At 31.1% G+C, this 17,229-nt stretch carries 18 protein-coding genes; 11 read left to right on the top strand and 7 right to left on the bottom strand.

Features of this window, described 5'->3' with window-relative positions:
* Positions 1 to 26: 26 nt before the first annotated feature.
* From C7J89_RS00425 to icaA, 6 genes are all read right to left on the bottom strand, one after another.
* Complete coding sequence (locus C7J89_RS00425) at positions 27 to 398, bottom strand: iron chaperone (protein WP_103294820.1); 372 nt, start codon at positions 396 to 398, stop codon at positions 27 to 29.
* Positions 399 to 453: 55 nt separating this feature from the next.
* Positions 454 to 1,776, bottom strand: a complete 1,323-nt coding sequence (gene brnQ, locus C7J89_RS00420) for a branched-chain amino acid transport system II carrier protein (protein WP_103294819.1) — start codon at positions 1,774 to 1,776, stop codon at positions 454 to 456.
* A gap of 182 nt (positions 1,777 to 1,958) precedes the next feature.
* The gene (gene icaC / locus C7J89_RS00415; protein WP_103294877.1) at positions 1,959 to 3,050 is read right to left on the bottom strand and encodes a polysaccharide intercellular adhesin biosynthesis/export protein IcaC; all 1,092 of its coding nucleotides are present in this window, start codon (positions 3,048 to 3,050) and stop codon (positions 1,959 to 1,961) included.
* Positions 3,037 to 3,897 carry an intercellular adhesin biosynthesis polysaccharide N-deacetylase gene (gene icaB / locus C7J89_RS00410; RefSeq protein ID WP_103294818.1) on the bottom strand — a complete coding sequence of 287 codons (861 nt, stop codon included), beginning with the start codon at positions 3,895 to 3,897 and terminating at the stop codon, positions 3,037 to 3,039. The genes icaC and icaB overlap by 14 nt, the downstream gene beginning before the upstream one ends.
* A complete protein-coding gene (icaD, locus tag C7J89_RS00405; protein WP_061853426.1) occupies positions 3,894 to 4,196 on the bottom strand; it encodes an intracellular adhesion protein IcaD in 303 nt (100 codons plus the stop codon). Before icaD ends, icaB begins: the two co-directional genes overlap by 4 nt.
* Positions 4,160 to 5,389: a poly-beta-1,6 N-acetyl-D-glucosamine synthase IcaA gene (gene icaA / locus C7J89_RS00400; protein ID WP_103294817.1), complete on the bottom strand. Its 1,230-nt coding sequence runs from the start codon at positions 5,387 to 5,389 to the stop codon at positions 4,160 to 4,162. Before icaA ends, icaD begins: the two co-directional genes overlap by 37 nt.
* A gap of 162 nt (positions 5,390 to 5,551) precedes the next feature.
* Here icaA and C7J89_RS00395 point away from each other — a divergent pair, with 162 nt between their 5' ends.
* From C7J89_RS00395 to C7J89_RS00355, 9 genes are all read left to right on the top strand, one after another.
* Positions 5,552 to 6,112 (top strand): TetR family transcriptional regulator, encoded by a 561-nt coding sequence (locus C7J89_RS00395; RefSeq protein WP_061853425.1) that lies wholly within the window; start codon positions 5,552 to 5,554, stop codon positions 6,110 to 6,112.
* 269 nt (positions 6,113 to 6,381) lie between these two features.
* Positions 6,382 to 7,713: a sodium-dependent transporter gene (locus C7J89_RS00390; protein ID WP_172459024.1), complete on the top strand. Its 1,332-nt coding sequence runs from the start codon at positions 6,382 to 6,384 to the stop codon at positions 7,711 to 7,713.
* Positions 7,714 to 8,100: 387 nt separating this feature from the next.
* Positions 8,101 to 10,425, top strand: a complete 2,325-nt coding sequence (lip, locus tag C7J89_RS00385) for a YSIRK-targeted triacylglycerol lipase (RefSeq protein WP_103295730.1) — start codon at positions 8,101 to 8,103, stop codon at positions 10,423 to 10,425.
* A gap of 327 nt (positions 10,426 to 10,752) precedes the next feature.
* A complete protein-coding gene (locus C7J89_RS00380; protein WP_103295731.1) occupies positions 10,753 to 11,313 on the top strand; it encodes a GNAT family N-acetyltransferase in 561 nt (186 codons plus the stop codon).
* A gap of 7 nt (positions 11,314 to 11,320) precedes the next feature.
* Positions 11,321 to 11,788 (top strand): GNAT family N-acetyltransferase, encoded by a 468-nt coding sequence (locus C7J89_RS00375; protein WP_103295732.1) that lies wholly within the window; start codon positions 11,321 to 11,323, stop codon positions 11,786 to 11,788.
* Positions 11,789 to 11,978: 190 nt separating this feature from the next.
* A complete protein-coding gene (locus tag C7J89_RS00370) occupies positions 11,979 to 13,004 on the top strand; it encodes a methionine ABC transporter ATP-binding protein (protein ID WP_103295733.1) in 1,026 nt (341 codons plus the stop codon).
* Position 13,005: 1 nt separating this feature from the next.
* Positions 13,006 to 13,665 (top strand): methionine ABC transporter permease, encoded by a 660-nt coding sequence (locus C7J89_RS00365; protein WP_103295734.1) that lies wholly within the window; start codon positions 13,006 to 13,008, stop codon positions 13,663 to 13,665.
* A 20-nt stretch (positions 13,666 to 13,685) separates the two neighbouring features.
* Positions 13,686 to 14,525, top strand: a complete 840-nt coding sequence (gmpC, locus tag C7J89_RS00360) for a dipeptide ABC transporter glycylmethionine-binding lipoprotein (RefSeq protein WP_103295735.1) — start codon at positions 13,686 to 13,688, stop codon at positions 14,523 to 14,525.
* 274 nt (positions 14,526 to 14,799) lie between these two features.
* On the top strand, positions 14,800 to 15,789 hold the full coding sequence (locus C7J89_RS00355) for a LysM peptidoglycan-binding domain-containing protein (protein ID WP_061853417.1): 990 nt from the start codon (positions 14,800 to 14,802) through the stop codon (positions 15,787 to 15,789).
* A 50-nt stretch (positions 15,790 to 15,839) separates the two neighbouring features.
* Here the strand turns inward: C7J89_RS00355 and C7J89_RS00350 are convergent, their stop codons facing one another.
* Positions 15,840 to 16,106: a hypothetical protein gene (locus C7J89_RS00350; RefSeq protein WP_048792326.1), complete on the bottom strand. Its 267-nt coding sequence runs from the start codon at positions 16,104 to 16,106 to the stop codon at positions 15,840 to 15,842.
* Positions 16,107 to 16,275: 169 nt separating this feature from the next.
* Here C7J89_RS00350 and C7J89_RS13340 point away from each other — a divergent pair, with 169 nt between their 5' ends.
* On the top strand, positions 16,276 to 16,662 hold the full coding sequence (locus C7J89_RS13340; RefSeq protein ID WP_103295736.1) for an NUDIX hydrolase: 387 nt from the start codon (positions 16,276 to 16,278) through the stop codon (positions 16,660 to 16,662).
* A gap of 9 nt (positions 16,663 to 16,671) precedes the next feature.
* Positions 16,672 to 17,139 (top strand): GNAT family N-acetyltransferase, encoded by a 468-nt coding sequence (locus C7J89_RS13335; protein WP_103295737.1) that lies wholly within the window; start codon positions 16,672 to 16,674, stop codon positions 17,137 to 17,139.
* Positions 17,140 to 17,229 lie beyond the last annotated feature (90 nt).

The raw sequence follows: 17,229 nt of genomic DNA, 5'->3' as shown, positions 1-17,229 counted from the left end.
ATAAATTATTAACAGCAAATTTTTAATTATTTAACCCAAAAAGTCTTATAATTTTGTTTTTCTGAAATTTTAAAATCTATGATTTTTTCTAGTAGATCATAGTCTATTGCTTGTGACCAAAGTATGCGATATAAATTTTTAGTTTGACTATAACCTGCATCTCTAATCTGAACATTAAATTCTTCCATTGCTGTCGCTTCTGGAGTTATCGAAAAATGTTGCTTCGCACTACTAAAACCTATTATAAATGTACCGTTATAAATGAACATTGGTTGATTCCACTTTATTGTTGTTTCAAGGTTTGGATATTTTTTATGTATCCAATTAAATAGTGATTCTAATTTATTTCTATGAGAATTATCTTCGATACTTTTTAAATAATCATTAAATATACTCATATTTAATCACCTCATTTATTTAGTTAGGGAATAGCTTTATATGACATGGCAATAATTAGCTTAGATGATTTTCAGACAAAGCTTCTTGAGCTTTATTCTTAAGAAAGTAATCTATAATTATACCTAATAAAGTTAATATAATACACGGAATAAGCCAAGCCAATTGATAATTAGATAATGGTAAAACGTTATATATAACTTTAGCATATTTACTAAAATTGTAATCCGACATAATTTGTAAAATTGAAATAATTAAAGCTACTATAGTTGGAATAACAAAGGTGAATTTCAAATCATATCTTATAAATATACTTATAAATGATATTAGAACCAACACTATTGAAGTGGGATATATAAACGTTAACAATGGAACTGCAATCTTTAAAATTAAGTCCAAACCTAAAGTAGAGACTAAAAAGCCTAAAAGTGTAAAGGCTAGAACAAAAATTTTATAAGATATTTTTGTGAGTTTTTGTACAGCAAAAGCTGCGCAAGCATTTACTAATCCAATACATGTAGTTAGACATGCAAGGATTACAATTATGCCGAATACCAAATTACCATATGCCCCAAAAACGCGCAGTGTATTATATGTTAATATATCGGTACCATTTTTAAATCCACTATGAGAAGTCGTTGCGCCTAAATATGCTAATGAAAAATAAATTAAGGCTAATAAAATTGCAGAAATAAATCCAGATTTTGCAACTGCAGGTATGAGTTTTTTGCGATCTGTTATGCCATTTAGCTTAAAAGTTTGCACAATGACTACTGAAAATGCTAAAGCTGCAACTAAATCCATAGTGAAGTATCCTTTTAATATTCCACTAACGACAGGTGCGTTTGTATATTCTCCACGAGGACTTCCAATTGAACCCTCTGGATGAATAAATACGAGTATGCATAAAACTAAAATCATAATGATAAGGATAGGCGTCAAGTATTTTCCTAAATTATCAACTATACGATTAGGATATAACGCTACTAAATATACTATTAAGAAAAATAATAAAGAAAAAATGATTAATGTATAGTGATTATGAACAGGCAAAATATTTTGTGTGCCAATTTCATAAGCTACGTTTGCAGCCCTAGGTATTCCATATAAAGCACCAATCGATAAATAAATACATATTGCAAAAATTAGGCCGAATATTGGGTGTACTTTACGACCTACACATTCAACGCCGCCATTCATGTAAGCTACTACAATGACTGTTATATAAGGCATTAAAATACCAGTTATAGCAAACCCACCCATTGCTAACCACATGTTGTGTTGCGCAGTATAGCCTAGCATAGGTGGAAATATTAAATTTCCCGCTCCAAAAAAGAATGAAAAAAGCATTAAACCTGAGATGATAATTATTTTATTCATTGTGATATCTCCAACTATTTTTATAATTAAAGTTTTAGAAAAAGAAATTTCCAAAAAACGAATATAGCATACCATAGTATTGTGCAGAGTACAAAGAATTTTCTGATAACAATGATTTCAACTCATATAAAAAAGACATTACTCAAAAGTAATGTCTTTAATGCTGTATAAGCTTAATAATATTAAGCTGAGCGTTCATTTTTATCAATAGCGTTGTTTGTTCTTGTTACGTTCATATAATAATTGTAAGGTTGTTTACCCATAACAAATCTAAAAATCTTAAATTCTTTTAAAAGTGTGCCTACGCCGATACATATACCTAATACGAGTAGTAATGATATCGCTAAAAAGATTACTGTATGACGCTCGAAAATACTTGTATATTTAAATAATGAATCCAAAATGATTGGATGTAACAAGTAAATAAAGAATGAAAATGCACTTACTATGGCAACGCTATTGTACATAAGTTCATTGAAATGAATGCACACGCCTAATAATAATAAAAACATAAGTACATTAAATACAGTTAAAGTATCTGTAAAGCTTGTGACGTTCCAGTAATCGTGTGGATAGGCAGTTATAAAAACTATATATGCTATAGCAGCTAGTGTTATTACAATGACAATATAATTTTGTAAAAAGGATAATACTGTTTGGTAATGATATCCTATAAATCCTCCTACGAAAAAGTAAAATATCCAGCCAAGAATAAATGTGTTTTCGCTTAATGGATAGTAATGCAAAAATATGTCATGAAATTGTTCATGTGAATTAAAAAAGTATAAAAATGTTTGTTGTACTATAAATGATACGATTAATAAAATCTTACTATTAAACAACTTATGGTTAATTTTATAAATGATATAACTTAAGATGAAAAATTGCATTATTATTAAAATAAAATACCCGTACCATTGTCCTAATACTACATTTTCTAAAAATTGGTGCTTAAAAGAAGAGTCTGTATATAACGCTTCACTGTAACTATAAAATGTTCCCATAATTAAATAGGGTATAAATATATATTTAAATCGCTTAATAAGGTATTGAATGTTTACTTGTTTATAATTGAGCGTCGTTAGTAATTGAGACAACATTATAAAACCGGGCGTTCCAAAAATAATGAAATTACGTAAATAATAGAGAAATTGTAATGATTTTTCATCGAGGTGTTCATGTTCTAATGTTAACTGCGTTAAAAGATGGGTGACAATTATAATCATACATGTAAAAGTTCTGAGATAAACAAGTTCGATCTTATTTTTCTTTATCATGAAAACCATCCCAACGTTTTATTAATTTATTAAATGAATCTTGATTGACGAGTATTCTTGGTAATAAATAATTATTAGTATCTGGTCTAATAGGTTCTTCTTCTAAGGTGAAACCGTATTTTATGCCTGCTTGCTTAACAGCTGGTATACTTGAACGATCCATCTGACCATAAGGGTAAGCAATCGCTTTATTGTTAATGTTGAATGTTTGATGAAGATATTGATTACTGTCTTTGATATCTGCTGTAAGTTGCTTATGAGATGCTGTTAAAAATTTTGGATTATCATGTTTTTGTAAATCATGAAGATTATTTGAATGGGAAGCAAAATCCCATAAACCTGAATTTTTCATCTCTTTAAGTTCATTAATATCGACTAAATTTAAATTATGAAAATCTTTTGAACCAACGTGTTGTGTGATAACAAAACCAGTACTCGGAACTTTATGTTTTTTTAAAATAGGATAAGCATTATCATATATACTCTGATCCATATCATCGAAATTTATCCATACACTACGCTTTGGAAACTTACCTTTTTTCTTATATTTCATAACTTCATTTAGTGTTAAAAATCGAGCGTGATGTTGCTTCAACCATTTTATTTGTGAATCTAGTTGTTTTGAAGAAACACTGTAATTTTTCAATTCTTTACTGTTTGAAAACATTAATAGAAAGTTATTATATAGACTTTCATTTCTCACTCTATGATAATTTAAAGCTAGCAGACTATTGTCACTGTATTCTAATTTCTTTTTTGCATGAGCTACATTGCTATGGGAATAAGCAGCTAATGTGAATACAACGACGAGTAAAAAAGACACAATTAGTTTAATTGTCTTCATTTATTGCTCTCTGCCTTTTTGTTAATAATCATTCGTACGATAAATAATAGAAAAATAAAGATTGTAAAAAACCCCATAGCAATAAGTAAATTAATGATTTCGCTACCTTCAATATTTAGCACAACTCTAACTAATTCTACGGACTCAATATTTAATTTGAAAAGTGTCCCCAAATATACAACGATGACTGTTAAACAATAGACCCAAAAAATTAACGAAATCAATACTAGGACACTTTCACGAAATAGGTTGAGCGTAGATTTTACTGTTGGATATTGCCTCTGTCTGGGCTTGACCATGTCGCGTATCCTCCTTTTTTCCGTTTAATTGCGTTTGGTAATGCAAAGATAACTACAGCGGCGTTAATAAGCCAATACATGACTGGATACCAACTTAAGAAGATTAACCCAAAGATGTTTTTCTTTTCATAACGACTGTCTATAGCTAAAGCAACTGTAAATTGAATAATGTTTATAAAAGTCATAGTAAAAGCTGACAATAAGAATATTGAAAAGCTGTATTCAAAGAAATAGTAATCTAAGAAATTAGCCGACAGTATGATAAAGGCAATGTATATAAGGACTAAATATACCCAAACGATTGAGCATAATTGTTCAATCATTAAAAATATAAGTGCGAAGCGTTTTGATTTCATTGTTGCTAGAAAGTCTCTCAATATAACTTCATGTCCACCTTGAGCCCAACGCACTCTCTGTTTCCACAGACTGCCTAACATTTCCGGCACTAACATCCAACAAAATGCATTCGGTTCATATTTAATTTGAAAATTGTGTAGATGTAATTTCCATGAAACAGCTATATCTTCAGTGATCATATCAGTATCCCAATAACCGACTTTTTCTAATGCGCGTTTATTGAAAAGCGTAAATACACCAGAAACAGTGTTTATAGCTCCACATAGTGATTGGCTACGTTTGATACACCCAATAATGCTTGCGTATTCGATTGTTTGAATTTTACCTAAAATTGAACTCTTATTTCGTATTCTTGGGTTACCAGTTACTGCACCTAAATTTGGATTGTTTTTAAAATTATGGATCATCCAATAGGGTGCATCTTGATCTACGATGGCATCAGCATCTAAACACATTACATAATCATATTTGGCATGTGTAACGCCAGCATTTAGTGCATTTGCCTTACCTCTGTTATTTAACAAGTCTACAAATTTAAAATCATGATCTTTTAACATTTCACGTATAATGTCTGCGGTATTATCCGAACTTCCGTCATTAATTACAATAATCTCTTTATTCTTATATTTTAAAGACAAGACATTATGAAGTGTGTTTTTAATTGTTTCACCTTCGTTATAACAAGCAATTAAGAACGAGATTCCTAATTCATCGTCATAATGCGTTATTTTTTTCGCGTGGCCAAATTCTTTACCCAAATAGTAAATCAAGGAACCGACTATCCAATAAATCGACATAAAAATTGGATAGAATAATAAAAAATTAAAATATTTCATTTACACAACCAACCTTCCGTTCGGTAGTTCCGGAAATCAATATTAGTTGAAACTGTTTATTTTTGCAACTTAAAATTGCTATACTTAAACAGCAACAATTGTCACTTAAATTTAATATCTTGTAATAAAAATTGTTCAAAACATAAAAGAGGTGCTACTGTTTTGAAAAACAAAATTATAGATCATTCAATAACTCTATTTGCTAAAAAAGGCTACTATGGTACGACTTTAGGTGATATTGCAAATCAAGTTAACTTGAAAAAGGCAAGTTTATATCATCATTTTAAAAGTAAAGATCAAATCTTTACCGAGAGTGCACATAAATGTATAAATTATTTACATGATTTTATCGTTAATAATATGCGTCAGAACACGTATTCAAATAGTGCGTTATATCAATTTTTATTTAAATTTATATTCGATGTCGATGATCGTTATATAAGAATGTATGTTCAATTGGCTTTTATACCGCAACAATTTAGTGATGAAATTTATAATAAAATTAAAAGTATTCACAAAATAATTGATGAAGAAATAATTAAGTTTTACCAGCAAAACTATTATTCAATTGATTTTGAAGAATTTCATAATATGATTATGATGTTTTTAGAAAGTTGGTATTTAAGATGTACTTTTATAGAACGCTTTGGAGATTTAGAAGAAAGTAAGAATAAATTTAAAGATGAAGTATATTCAATAATTAATCAGGTAATAAATGAATAATTATATATTTTGTAATAAAACTAAATATTTGTAACAAAAATTACACAAATTTTCATTGCATGCTATTAAGAAAAAATAAAAATTTGACTATTAATAATTATCTTGAGAATATAAAAAGATGTGCGTAATTTAATAAACCTAGTTCTTAATTAAGAACTAGGTTTTTTTGTTTGAATTAATTTGTTTCTATTGAGTTCCATTACGAGACATGGTATATTATTTTCTGCGCTAATTGAACGCTTTAACGCAATAAAGTTAGAAGGATGACGATTATGAAAAATCAATCGCAATGGAAAACATCGACTGGGTTTATTTTAGCCAGTGCAGGTTCTGCTATAGGACTAGGTGCAATGTGGAAATTTCCATACATGGCGGGCGTATATGGTGGCGGCGCCTTTTTACTGATGTTTTTAATATTTACGCTACTCGTAGGGTTACCTCTATTAATTATGGAATTTACAGTTGGTAAAATGGGGAGAACTTATACAACTAAAATATATGAAAAGTTAACAGCACGTAAATGGCTAAATATTATTGGATGGAATGGTAATTTAGCTGTATTTATTTTATTTGCTTTTTATAGTGTCATTGGTGGATGGATTATAATCTATCTTTTTAGAGTGCTCATACAATTAATTAGTTTTAATAGTGCTAGCTTGAATAAAATAAATTTTGATCACATCATTGCTAATCCATGGCTCACTATTCTTGGGCAAGGTGTATTTATTCTATTAACGATGATTATTGTAATGTTAGGTGTTGAGCAGGGACTTGAGAAAGCGTCTAAATTTATGATGCCTTTATTGTTTATTTGTTTAATTGTTATCGTTATTAAATCACTTTCTTTACATGGTGCAATGTCGGGCGTGCGCTATATATTACAGCCTCGATTAGAAGACATATCTATTAAAGGTATATTGTTTGCATTAGGTCAATCATTCTTTACGTTATCTTTAGGTACAACAGGAATGATTACTTACGCAAGTTACGCCTCGAAAGAAATGACGATAAAAACGTCTGCTATATCAATCGTTATAATGAACATTTTTGTATCAGTTTTAGCGGGATTAGCTATTTTCCCTGCCATCTCTGCATTTGGATATAAGCCAACTGAAGGGCCAGGTTTGTTATTCAAAGTGTTGCCAAGTGTTTTTGAACAAATGTCTTTTGGTACGTTTATTTATTTTATATTTTTAATATTATTCTTATTTGCAGCATTGACATCATCAATATCATTGCTTGAACTTAATGTTTCAAATTTCACTAAAAATGATAATACAAAGCGTAAAAAAGTAGCCATAGTAGCAAGCATATTAGTATTCTTGCTTAGTATTCCAGCGACGTTGTCATTTAGCAGCTTAAGTTTTATACACTTTGGAGCAGGAACAATATTTGATAATATGGATTTTCTTGTTTCAAATATTTTAATGCCATTAGGTGCATTAGGAACGACTTTAGTAGTTGGATACTTATTAAAAGTCGATGTCTTAAAACAATTCTTTGGTAATGATAGATTTAAATTCTTTTTACCTTGGTATTTATTAATAAAATTTGTATTACCTATAATTATTATCATCATTTTTATTGCACAATTTTTTTAACAATATAAACTATCTATTTAGCTTTGCAAAGGTAATTTGCAAAGCTTTTTCTTTGTTTTAATTAAATTTAGTGTAATTATATTGTACTTAACCATTGACCATAACAAAAACATATAGTAAAGTTTTAATATATTTTACTCAAGAAAGTTTATTTAACACTTAGTTTTTTTTACGCACACTTGTAAGCGTTAACAAATAAGCGCTTTAATCTATACAGCTTTTGTAATTACATACTTGATAAGATTTTAAGTTTTTGAGTAATACTAGAATCTTAAGGAGGAATGTGAAAGAAATCAAAGATAAGCTATTGAGATAAGTTTTTGGAAAATTCTGGTAAGTTAATTAGGTTGTTTATAGTATCGAAAAATATTAGAAGAGGTGTCCAATATGCGTGAAAATAGACAAAAGTTTAGTATTAGAAAATTTAGTGTAGGTGTATCATCGATCGTTATTGCATCATTATTTTTTATAGGTGCAGGGACTACACATGCAGAGGAAAATGATCAATCACAACAGAGTAATAACTCTGGAATAGTTGATAAGGGTCAAAAAGAGCAAGAGAAAGTTGACCAAGGTCAACAGGAAACTAAGGCTAGTGAAGATCAACAGAACGAACAAGCAAGTGATAGTTCGAAAGATGAGTCAAATGCAACTTCAACTCAAAATCAAACTCAAACTACAGCAACTAAAGATGATAATCAAAATCTTAACGCTGATAAAGATAAAGCAAGTGATGATACAAATACTAAAAATGATGAAGCAGCTCAATCTGAACAACAAAGTAAAGAAACACAAAATGAACAAAATAATGATAATCAAAAGCAACAAGAACAAGATAAAGACGCCCAAACAGAGAATAAAGCTGATCAAAGCCAATCTCAAACAGATAAAACTCAAGAACAACAAGCAAATACAAAAGATACTACTGTAACTGAACAACAAGCATCTGAAGCAACTAAAGATAATGATGAAGGAAAAGCATCACAACAAAATACAACAGCGCAAAATAAAGATGACGATTCAGATCAAAAAGCGAGTGAGCAAAAATCTGATGAACAGACACAAAGTGAAGATAAACAAGATGATCAAGCTAATAAAGATACAGAACAAGCAGCTACGGAAAATAGCTCTAAAGCACAAAATGCTGATGTTTCATCTGAGGACAAATCTGAAGCAAATAATCAAAGCGCTAAAAATGACTCAGAAAAAGAATCTTCTCAATTAAAAGAGGACTCAAAAAATGAATCAAATGAACAAACTGAAGCTAATAAAAATACTACAGATAACAGCCAAGTAGAGCCACAAGAGCAATCAGACCAAAATAAAGTTACGAGCGCTGAAGAAAGTCAAAATGGCGAACAAAGTAGTACGAAAGAGGATAGTGCCTCTTACAATGACGTTGCAAAATTAGGTGATAAAGATATTGAAAAAGATAAGGACGGCAAATCACCTACAGAAGGAATTAAATCCTTAAAAAATAATGCAGTAGCTACAACTAATAATAAAGAAACGCAAAAAGAGTCTCAAAGCGTATCTGATCAACCTGGTAAAAGTGCTAAGCAAGGACAATACAAAAACCAAGATCCAATCATTTTAGTACATGGTTTTAATGGTTTCACAGATGACAAAAGTCCTGTAGTTCTATCTCATTATTGGGGTGGCGACAAATTAGATATCACACAAGATCTTGAAAAGAATGGCTATAAAGCATACGAAGCAAGTATTGGTGCCTTAAGTAGTAATTATGATAGAGCAGTAGAACTTTATTATTATATTAAAGGTGGACAAGTAGACTATGGTGCAGCACATGCAGCCAAATATGGCCACGAGCGTTATGGTAAGACATATGAAGGTGTGTATAAAGATTGGCAACCAGGTCAAAAAGTTCATTTAGTTGGTCACAGTATGGGTGGTCAAACTGTAAGACAATTGGAAGAATTACTACGCAATGGTAACCAAGAAGAAATTGATTATCAAAAAGAACATGGTGGTACTATTTCACCTCTATTCCAAGGTGGACAGGATAACATGGTGTCTTCAATCACTACATTGGGCACACCTCATAATGGTACTCCTGCAGCAGATGAATTAGGAAATGAAACGTTAGTTCGTCAAATCGTGTATGATTTTGTTAATTTAAGAAGCAATAAAGTTACAAACGTTAACTTTGGCTTGGATCAATGGGGTCTAAAACAACGACCAAACGAATCATTTAACGATTACGTAAAAAGAGTTAAAGAAACAAGTAAAGTTTGGACTACTAAAGACAATGGTTTCTATGATTTAACTACTGAAGGTGCTACAGAATTAAACCGTAATACATCGTTAAATCCTAATATTGTATATAAAACATATACTGGAGAAGCTACACATACATCATTATTTGATAGACAAAGAGGAGATTTAAACTTATTCTTACCATTCTCTATTACGGGTAATGTCATTGGTAAAACTAAAGATAAAGATTGGCGTGTCAACGATGGTTTAGTCTCTGTAATATCTTCACAACATCCATTTAATCAAGATTACACAGACGCTACTGATGAAGTTCAAAAAGGCGTATGGCAAGTAACACCAGTTAAACATGGTTGGGACCACGTTGATTTCGTAGGACAAGACAGTGCTGACTTTACACATAGCCAATCAGAGTTACATGACTTTTGGGAAGATTTAGCAGCAGATTTAGTTCGTGACGAACAAGTAACTAATTAAAGAATCAATTAATTTAATTATGAGGAGGAATAGCTTATGTCAGGAGATTTTATCGAATTAGTAGGATCATTATTTAGAGTGCTATCAACTTTATTCTCGTAAATATAATTTGAGTCTGGGATATTATGTTATCTCCAGACTCTATTTTTTTATTGGTAGTAGGTGTTTGAATTAAAGATGCGCTTATATCAAGCTATTTTAACTGTAGTTAGCATTGTTGATTCGGGGATGAAAATCTCCGTATATAAATAAGATTTTTATCACTTTCCTTATTAATTTATTAAGTTATACTAATTACAATTACATAATGAAAAGGATAATAAAATAATGCTAAATTTTTCAAAAGGTAAATTAAGTGCTATTGATGATAGAATTTTAGATGATTTATATTATTGGAAGTATTTAGAAGAATTTCAAGCAGCAAAAAAATGGAATGGACCATATATTAAGGAAGAATCATTATCAAAGCATCAGTTCAAACAAAATATTTATAAAGAGCGTTATATATATGAGAATGTTGAACGCATGTTAGGTATTGTTATAAATGATAAATGTATAGGTTCAGTTGCTGCTTATTGGGTATCAAAAGAAACAAGTTGGTTAGAAATAGGGATTGTTATTTATGATTCACAATATTGGCAAGGTGGGATTGGTACGGAAGTGTTTCAGAAATGGATAGATTATTTATTTAGTCAAAATTTTGTGCACCGCTTAGGAATATCAACATGGTCAGGGAATGTTCGTATGATTAAGTTAGCTAAACGAGTTGGTATGGTTGAAGAAGGTCGAATAAGGCAAGCAAGGCAAGTAGATGGTAAATATTACGATGCGATAAAAATGGGTATCTTAAAAGAAGAATGGCAGAATGAAATATTAAAGATAGAGTAGGGATACGATGGAGCTTATAGAATATAGTGAACCTTTCTACAAACAACTTGAAGATTATCAGTTGTCTGAAGCACAACTTCAATTTACCGGGTTTCCTTTAGAAAATATACATAAACAACAAGATAATCATAATCATCCAATACTCTTATTGAATGATAAAAATGAAGTCGTTACTTATTTTGGTCTGCAAGAAGACCATGAATATTGCGAATATTTTCCTAATCATCAAACATGTCTGATGCGTTCATATTCAACTGATTTACGTCATTTACGAAAAGGCTATGGTAAAGCTTCCTTAGCGTTGCTGCCCGATTTTATGCATCATAACTATCCTGATATAGAAACGATTATTTTGGCAGTAAATGAAAGAAATCAAGCCGCACAAAAATTATATAAAAATGGTGGATTTGTAGATAGTGGGCGTCGAGTGGCAGGTAAAAAGGGGACATTAATAATTATGGAACTAACTTTATAACGGTTGGGTGCTGTAAAGTACCCAACCGTTTTTATGTAGAATTTCATTATTAAGGAAATAAGTAGCAAAGGATTAAATAGAATAAATAAATATTCGAAAAAATCAGAAAATGATGTTGACGCTATATAATGAATGCCATATAATTCAAATAATCTTATCAGGATAATAAGAAATAATGGAGGTGCTAGCGTTGATTGAGTTTCGCAATATTGACAAGACATTTCATAAGAAAAAAGAAACCATACATGCATTGAAAGATGTGTCTTTTACTGTAGAACAGAATGACATATTTGGAGTGATTGGTTATAGTGGCGCTGGTAAAAGTACGCTCGTTCGATTGGTTAATCAATTGGAGAGAGCCACAAAAGGACAGGTCATTGTCGACGGACATGAACTGGATACATATAAAGAACAAGAGTTACGTTCTGTAAAAAAACAAATAGGCATGATTTTCCAACATTTTAATTTGTTAAATGCCAAAACGGTTTATAAAAATGTGGCAATGCCACTAATTTTAAGCAAGAAAAGTAAAGGCGAAATACAACAAAAAGTTGAAGAAATGCTAGAATTTGTTGGCTTAGCTGATAAAAAAGATCAGTACCCAGATGAATTATCAGGCGGTCAAAAACAACGTGTAGCAATTGCTCGAGCATTGGTCACTAATCCTAAAATATTGCTATGTGACGAAGCTACAAGTGCTTTGGATCCAGCAACAACGAGTTCAATTTTAGATTTATTACAGCGTGTTAATAAGACGTTTGGTGTCACAATACTGATTATTACACATGAAATGGGCGTAATACAGAAAATATGTAATAGGGTAGCAGTAATGGAAAATGGTAGTGTGGTTGAACTAGGCGACGTTAAGCAAGTTTTCAGTCATCCTCAAACGCAGACGACGAAAAACTTTGTGTCGACAGTTATCACTACAGAACCTTCAAAAGAACTACAACAAACCTTTGATAACCGAGATGACGATAATTACCAAGACTATAAGTTGTTTTTAGATGCTACACAAATTAATCAGCCTATTATTAATGAACTTACTCGACATTATCATTTAAATGTAAATATATTATTTTCATCAATGTCTACGATTCAAGATGAAACAGTGTGCTATTTATGGTTAAGAATAGAACGAGATAATAACTTTAATGAACAAAGTATTAAACAATACTTTGATACTAAAGCAATATCATTCGAGGAGGTGCAATAATATGTTTGGATCAAGTATCGACAGCAGTCAATTATTTGAAGCGTTATATCAGACGTTATATATGGTGACTGTATCCTTAATAATCGGTGCTATTATAGGTATTCCATTAGGTATACTGCTTGTTATTACACGTAAAAATGGCGTTTGGCCAAACGCTGTACTACATCAAATTTTAAACCCAATCATCAATATTCTGAGATCTATACCTTTTATCATTTTATTAATAGCAATCGTGCCTTTTACGAAGTTATTAGTGGGAACTTCTATAGGTACAACCGCAGCAATCGTACCGCTTACGGTATATGTTGCACCTTATATAGCACGTTTAGTAGAAAACTCTCTATTAGAAGTAGATGACGGAATTGTAGAAGCGGCTAAAGCTATGGGTGCTTCTCCTATGCAAATTATTTGGCATTTTTTATTGCCAGAAGCGCTGGGTTCATTAATATTAGCCATTACTACAGCAATCATTGGTTTAATTGGCGGTACTGCCATGGCCGGCGCTGTTGGTGGCGGTGGTATTGGTGATTTAGCGCTTGTCTATGGTTACCAACGTTTTGATACACTAGTCATCATTATTACAGTAGTTGTGTTGGTTATCATTGTACAAATCATCCAGTCGTTAGGAAATTATTTATCTAAAAAAATCAGAAGAAATTAATTACAAAGGGGACATGTGTAATGAAGAAATTATTATTTTTAGTAGTCGCGGCCTTGATCGTTTTAGCTGCTTGTTCAGGTGGGAAAGAAAAAGTAACTGTAGGGGTTGCTTCAAATGATACTAAAGCATGGGAAAAAGTAAAAGAATTAGCAAAAGATAAAGATATTGATTTAGAAATTAAGCAATTCTCTGACTATAATGTGCCTAATAAAGCATTAAGTGATGGGGATATTGATATGAATGCATTTCAACATTTTGCTTTCTTAAACGAATATAAAAAGTCACATAAAAATGCTAAGATTTCTGCTGCTAGTACAACTGTTCTAGCGCCACTTGGTATTTATTCTGATAAAATCAAAGATATTAAAAAAGTGAAAAATGGTGCTAAAGTTATAGTACCTAATGATGTATCTAACCAAGCGCGATCATTGAAATTATTAGAAACTGCTGGGTTGATAAAATTAGACAAAGATTTCGGTTTAACAGGTTCAATTAAAGATATAAAAGACAATCCAAAGAATTTGAAAATAAAAGCAGTAGATGCGCAACAAACGGCGCGTGCGTTGTCTGATGTGGATTTATCAGTAATTAATAATGGTGTGGCATCAAAAGCAGGATTGAATCCGAAAAAAGACCCATTATTCCAAGAGAAAACAACTTCTAAAGCTGTTGAACCATATATAAACGTAATCGCCATAAATGATAAGGATAAAGATAACAAAACGTATAAAGAAATAATTAAGTTATATCATTCTAAAGAAGCACAAAAAGCACTTAAAGAAGATACGAAAGATGGCGAAAAATCAGTCGACTTATCTCAACAAGAAATCAAAGAAATTGAACAGAGATTAGCAAAATAATATGTATTAAGAGTGGAGGGTTACCCTTCGCTCTTTTTATGTATTTAATTAAGTCCCTAATGTAAACACGCATTATAGTTATACAATAGGACTAATTGCGAATAAGTATAAAATTGTTTAACACAATAAAAAAAGAAATTATTTTTTTAACTTTGCAAACCATTGTAATGATAATGTCATATAAATAATACACTAATGTCAAAATTAAAGTTGTATAATATAGGAGTGAGTAAAAAGTGAATCGTGAAATATACGAGTTTGGGAGGATTGAATTTTGCATAAAAAAATTATAGCAACTATTTTGGGGACTAGTGCACTAGCTACTGTAGCAGCAACTAATGCGGATGCCGCTACTACTTATAAAGTAAAAAGTGGTGACTCTTTATGGTCAATCGCAGAAAAATTTAAAATATCAGTAAGTAAATTAAAATCATTAAACAAATTATCGTCAAATGTAATATTCCCTAATCAGGTGCTTACTGTTTCGGGCGCTACAAGTACAAAAAGTACAAAAACAACTACCACAGCGACAGCTAAAACATACACAGTTAAATCAGGAGATTCGTTATCTGCAGTTGCGTCAAAATACGGTACGACTTATCAAAAATTAATGTCGCTTAATGGTTTAAAGAATACAATTATTTATCCGGGCCAAAAGTTGAAAGTTTCTGGTACTGCAACAAAAACAACTACGAATACACCTGCAAAGACTACAAGTACAGCTAGTACTTCTACATACACAGTTAAATCAGGTGATACTTTATCAGTGATTGCGTCTAAATATGGTACAACATACCAAAAAATCCAATCACTAAATGGCTTATCTAATTTTATTATTTATCCAGGGCAAAAGTTAAAAGTTCCTGGTACGAGCACAACTACCAAAACTGGAGCGACTACTGCTTCATCAGGTTATAAAACACCTATATTCAATCATGCTAATTTATATGATTGGGGACAATGTACTTGGCATGTTTTCAATAGACGTGCTGAAGTTGGTAAAGGCATTAGTACGTATTGGTGGAATGCAAATAATTGGGATACAGCTGCCGCACAAGATGGTTATACAGTAGATCATCGTGCTACAGTAGGTTCAATTTTGCAATCAGATGCTGGTTACTATGGCCATGTAGCATTCGTTGAACGTGTTAATAGTAATGGAAGTATTTATATTTCAGAAATGAACTATGGTGCTGCACCAGGAATTAAAACATTTAGAACAATTCCTGCAACACAAGTATCTAGTTACAAATTTATTCATTAATATTATTAAAGAGCAGTTTACTTAGCTTAATACTAAGTAAACTGCTCTTTTTAATCATTACGTAAAGATTTAATACGTTTAGCCGTCGTTAATAATGTGCTAGCAAAAGTAAATGTTGAAAATACTTTAGCGAACTTTTTAGGAGACTTTAAAGCTGTATAAAAGTCTAAAGTAGCACCTATTGTAGATATAGCCATGCTAGCGTATAATAACTTTTTATTTCTAGAATGATAAGCATACCAGTTAAAACCATCAATCGCGATGCCAGCAAAATTTACTGCGTTTGATATGCGATTTATGTTATTTTTTATAGCCATTGAGTTCTAACCTCCTGAAAATCCTATGGATTAAATATTTAAAAAGTAAATTAATATTAGTTTAATCGTAGATAATTAAATAGTAACTCTACATCTCGTTTTTACAAGACAATATGATAACATAACTTATAACAGTGTAAAAATAATTGAGATATAAGCGAGGGATACAATGATAACTTGTGTATGTTTGGTAGTGGAAAAAGATAATGCCTTATTACTCGTTCAAGCAAGAGATAGGGCGAAGTATTATTTTCCAGGAGGGAAAATTGAAGAAGGCGAAACTTTTGAACAAGCACTTATACGTGAGATAGATGAAGAATTGAATGTGTCACTCAATCCTGATAAATTAAGCTATATTAATACAATAATCGGCGAAGCTTATCCGCAAAAAAATACGTTAACCAAACTTATTTGTTATAAAACTACAGATGATATTCATTGGGAAAGCATCCATTCGTGTAGTGAGATTACGGATATCAAATGGATAGCAAAATCAGAAACGAAATATATTGCGCCTGCTGTGTTAACGTGGATAGAGCAAGTTGCGAAAGCATAGGTGGAAAATATGATATTTGCAAAATATACAGCATCATTATGGAACTATATTAATGACTTCAATATTTTAAAAAGTGATAGACGTTTTACCAAGACGCCTGCAGAAAATATTAAGTTAGCACAAAACAATGCGGAAAGATTTCCAACATTGGTCTTTAACGATGCGCAACAATGTATTGCATTTTTTACATTGCATATTGGAGAAGGGGTAAAACCTTATACAGATAATCCAGACGCTGTGTTCTTTAGATCATTTAGTGTAGATAATAATTTTAGAGGCGAGGGTGTAGGACGAGCTGTAATTGAAAATTTACCGACGTATGTTGCTGATACTTTTCCTACAATAGATGAAATTTATTTAACGGTAAATACCGATAATGAAGTCGCATTACAACTCTATAAGAAATGCAATTATTGTTATATAGGTGACGCTGATTTAGAGGGCAAACCAGTTCATATTTTAAAATATTCTATATAGTTATGTCATGAAATGTTACTTAAGGTGTAACATTTCATGACTGATTTTTGCTATTAGCTAAACACCATTGTATTATCCAAAACAAAGGAG

The organism is Staphylococcus kloosii, from assembly GCF_003019255.1.
GTDB lineage: Bacteria > Bacillota > Bacilli > Staphylococcales > Staphylococcaceae > Staphylococcus > Staphylococcus kloosii.
This window is presented reverse-complemented; position numbering and strand designations above follow the sequence as displayed.

Bases quoted from the DNA above. Each gene is read 5' to 3' on its own strand.
- C7J89_RS00425 (WP_103294820.1), bottom strand. From the start codon at position 398: ATGAGTATATTTAATGATTATTTAAAAAGTATCGAAGATAATTCTCAT.
- brnQ (WP_103294819.1), bottom strand. From the start codon at position 1,776: ATGAATAAAATAATTATCATCTCAGGTTTAATGCTTTTTTCATTCTTT.
- icaB (WP_103294818.1), bottom strand. From the start codon at position 3,897: ATGAAGACAATTAAACTAATTGTGTCTTTTTTACTCGTCGTTGTATTC.
- icaD (WP_061853426.1), bottom strand. From the start codon at position 4,196: ATGGTCAAGCCCAGACAGAGGCAATATCCAACAGTAAAATCTACGCTC.
- icaA (WP_103294817.1), bottom strand. From the start codon at position 5,389: ATGAAATATTTTAATTTTTTATTATTCTATCCAATTTTTATGTCGATT.
- lip (WP_103295730.1), top strand. From the start codon at position 8,101: ATGCGTGAAAATAGACAAAAGTTTAGTATTAGAAAATTTAGTGTAGGT.
- C7J89_RS00380 (WP_103295731.1), top strand. From the start codon at position 10,753: ATGCTAAATTTTTCAAAAGGTAAATTAAGTGCTATTGATGATAGAATT.
- C7J89_RS00375 (WP_103295732.1), top strand. From the start codon at position 11,321: ATGGAGCTTATAGAATATAGTGAACCTTTCTACAAACAACTTGAAGAT.
- C7J89_RS00365 (WP_103295734.1), top strand. From the start codon at position 13,006: ATGTTTGGATCAAGTATCGACAGCAGTCAATTATTTGAAGCGTTATAT.
- gmpC (WP_103295735.1), top strand. From the start codon at position 13,686: ATGAAGAAATTATTATTTTTAGTAGTCGCGGCCTTGATCGTTTTAGCT.
- C7J89_RS00350 (WP_048792326.1), bottom strand. From the start codon at position 16,106: ATGGCTATAAAAAATAACATAAATCGCATATCAAACGCAGTAAATTTT.
- C7J89_RS13340 (WP_103295736.1), top strand. From the start codon at position 16,276: ATGATAACTTGTGTATGTTTGGTAGTGGAAAAAGATAATGCCTTATTA.
- C7J89_RS13335 (WP_103295737.1), top strand. From the start codon at position 16,672: ATGATATTTGCAAAATATACAGCATCATTATGGAACTATATTAATGAC.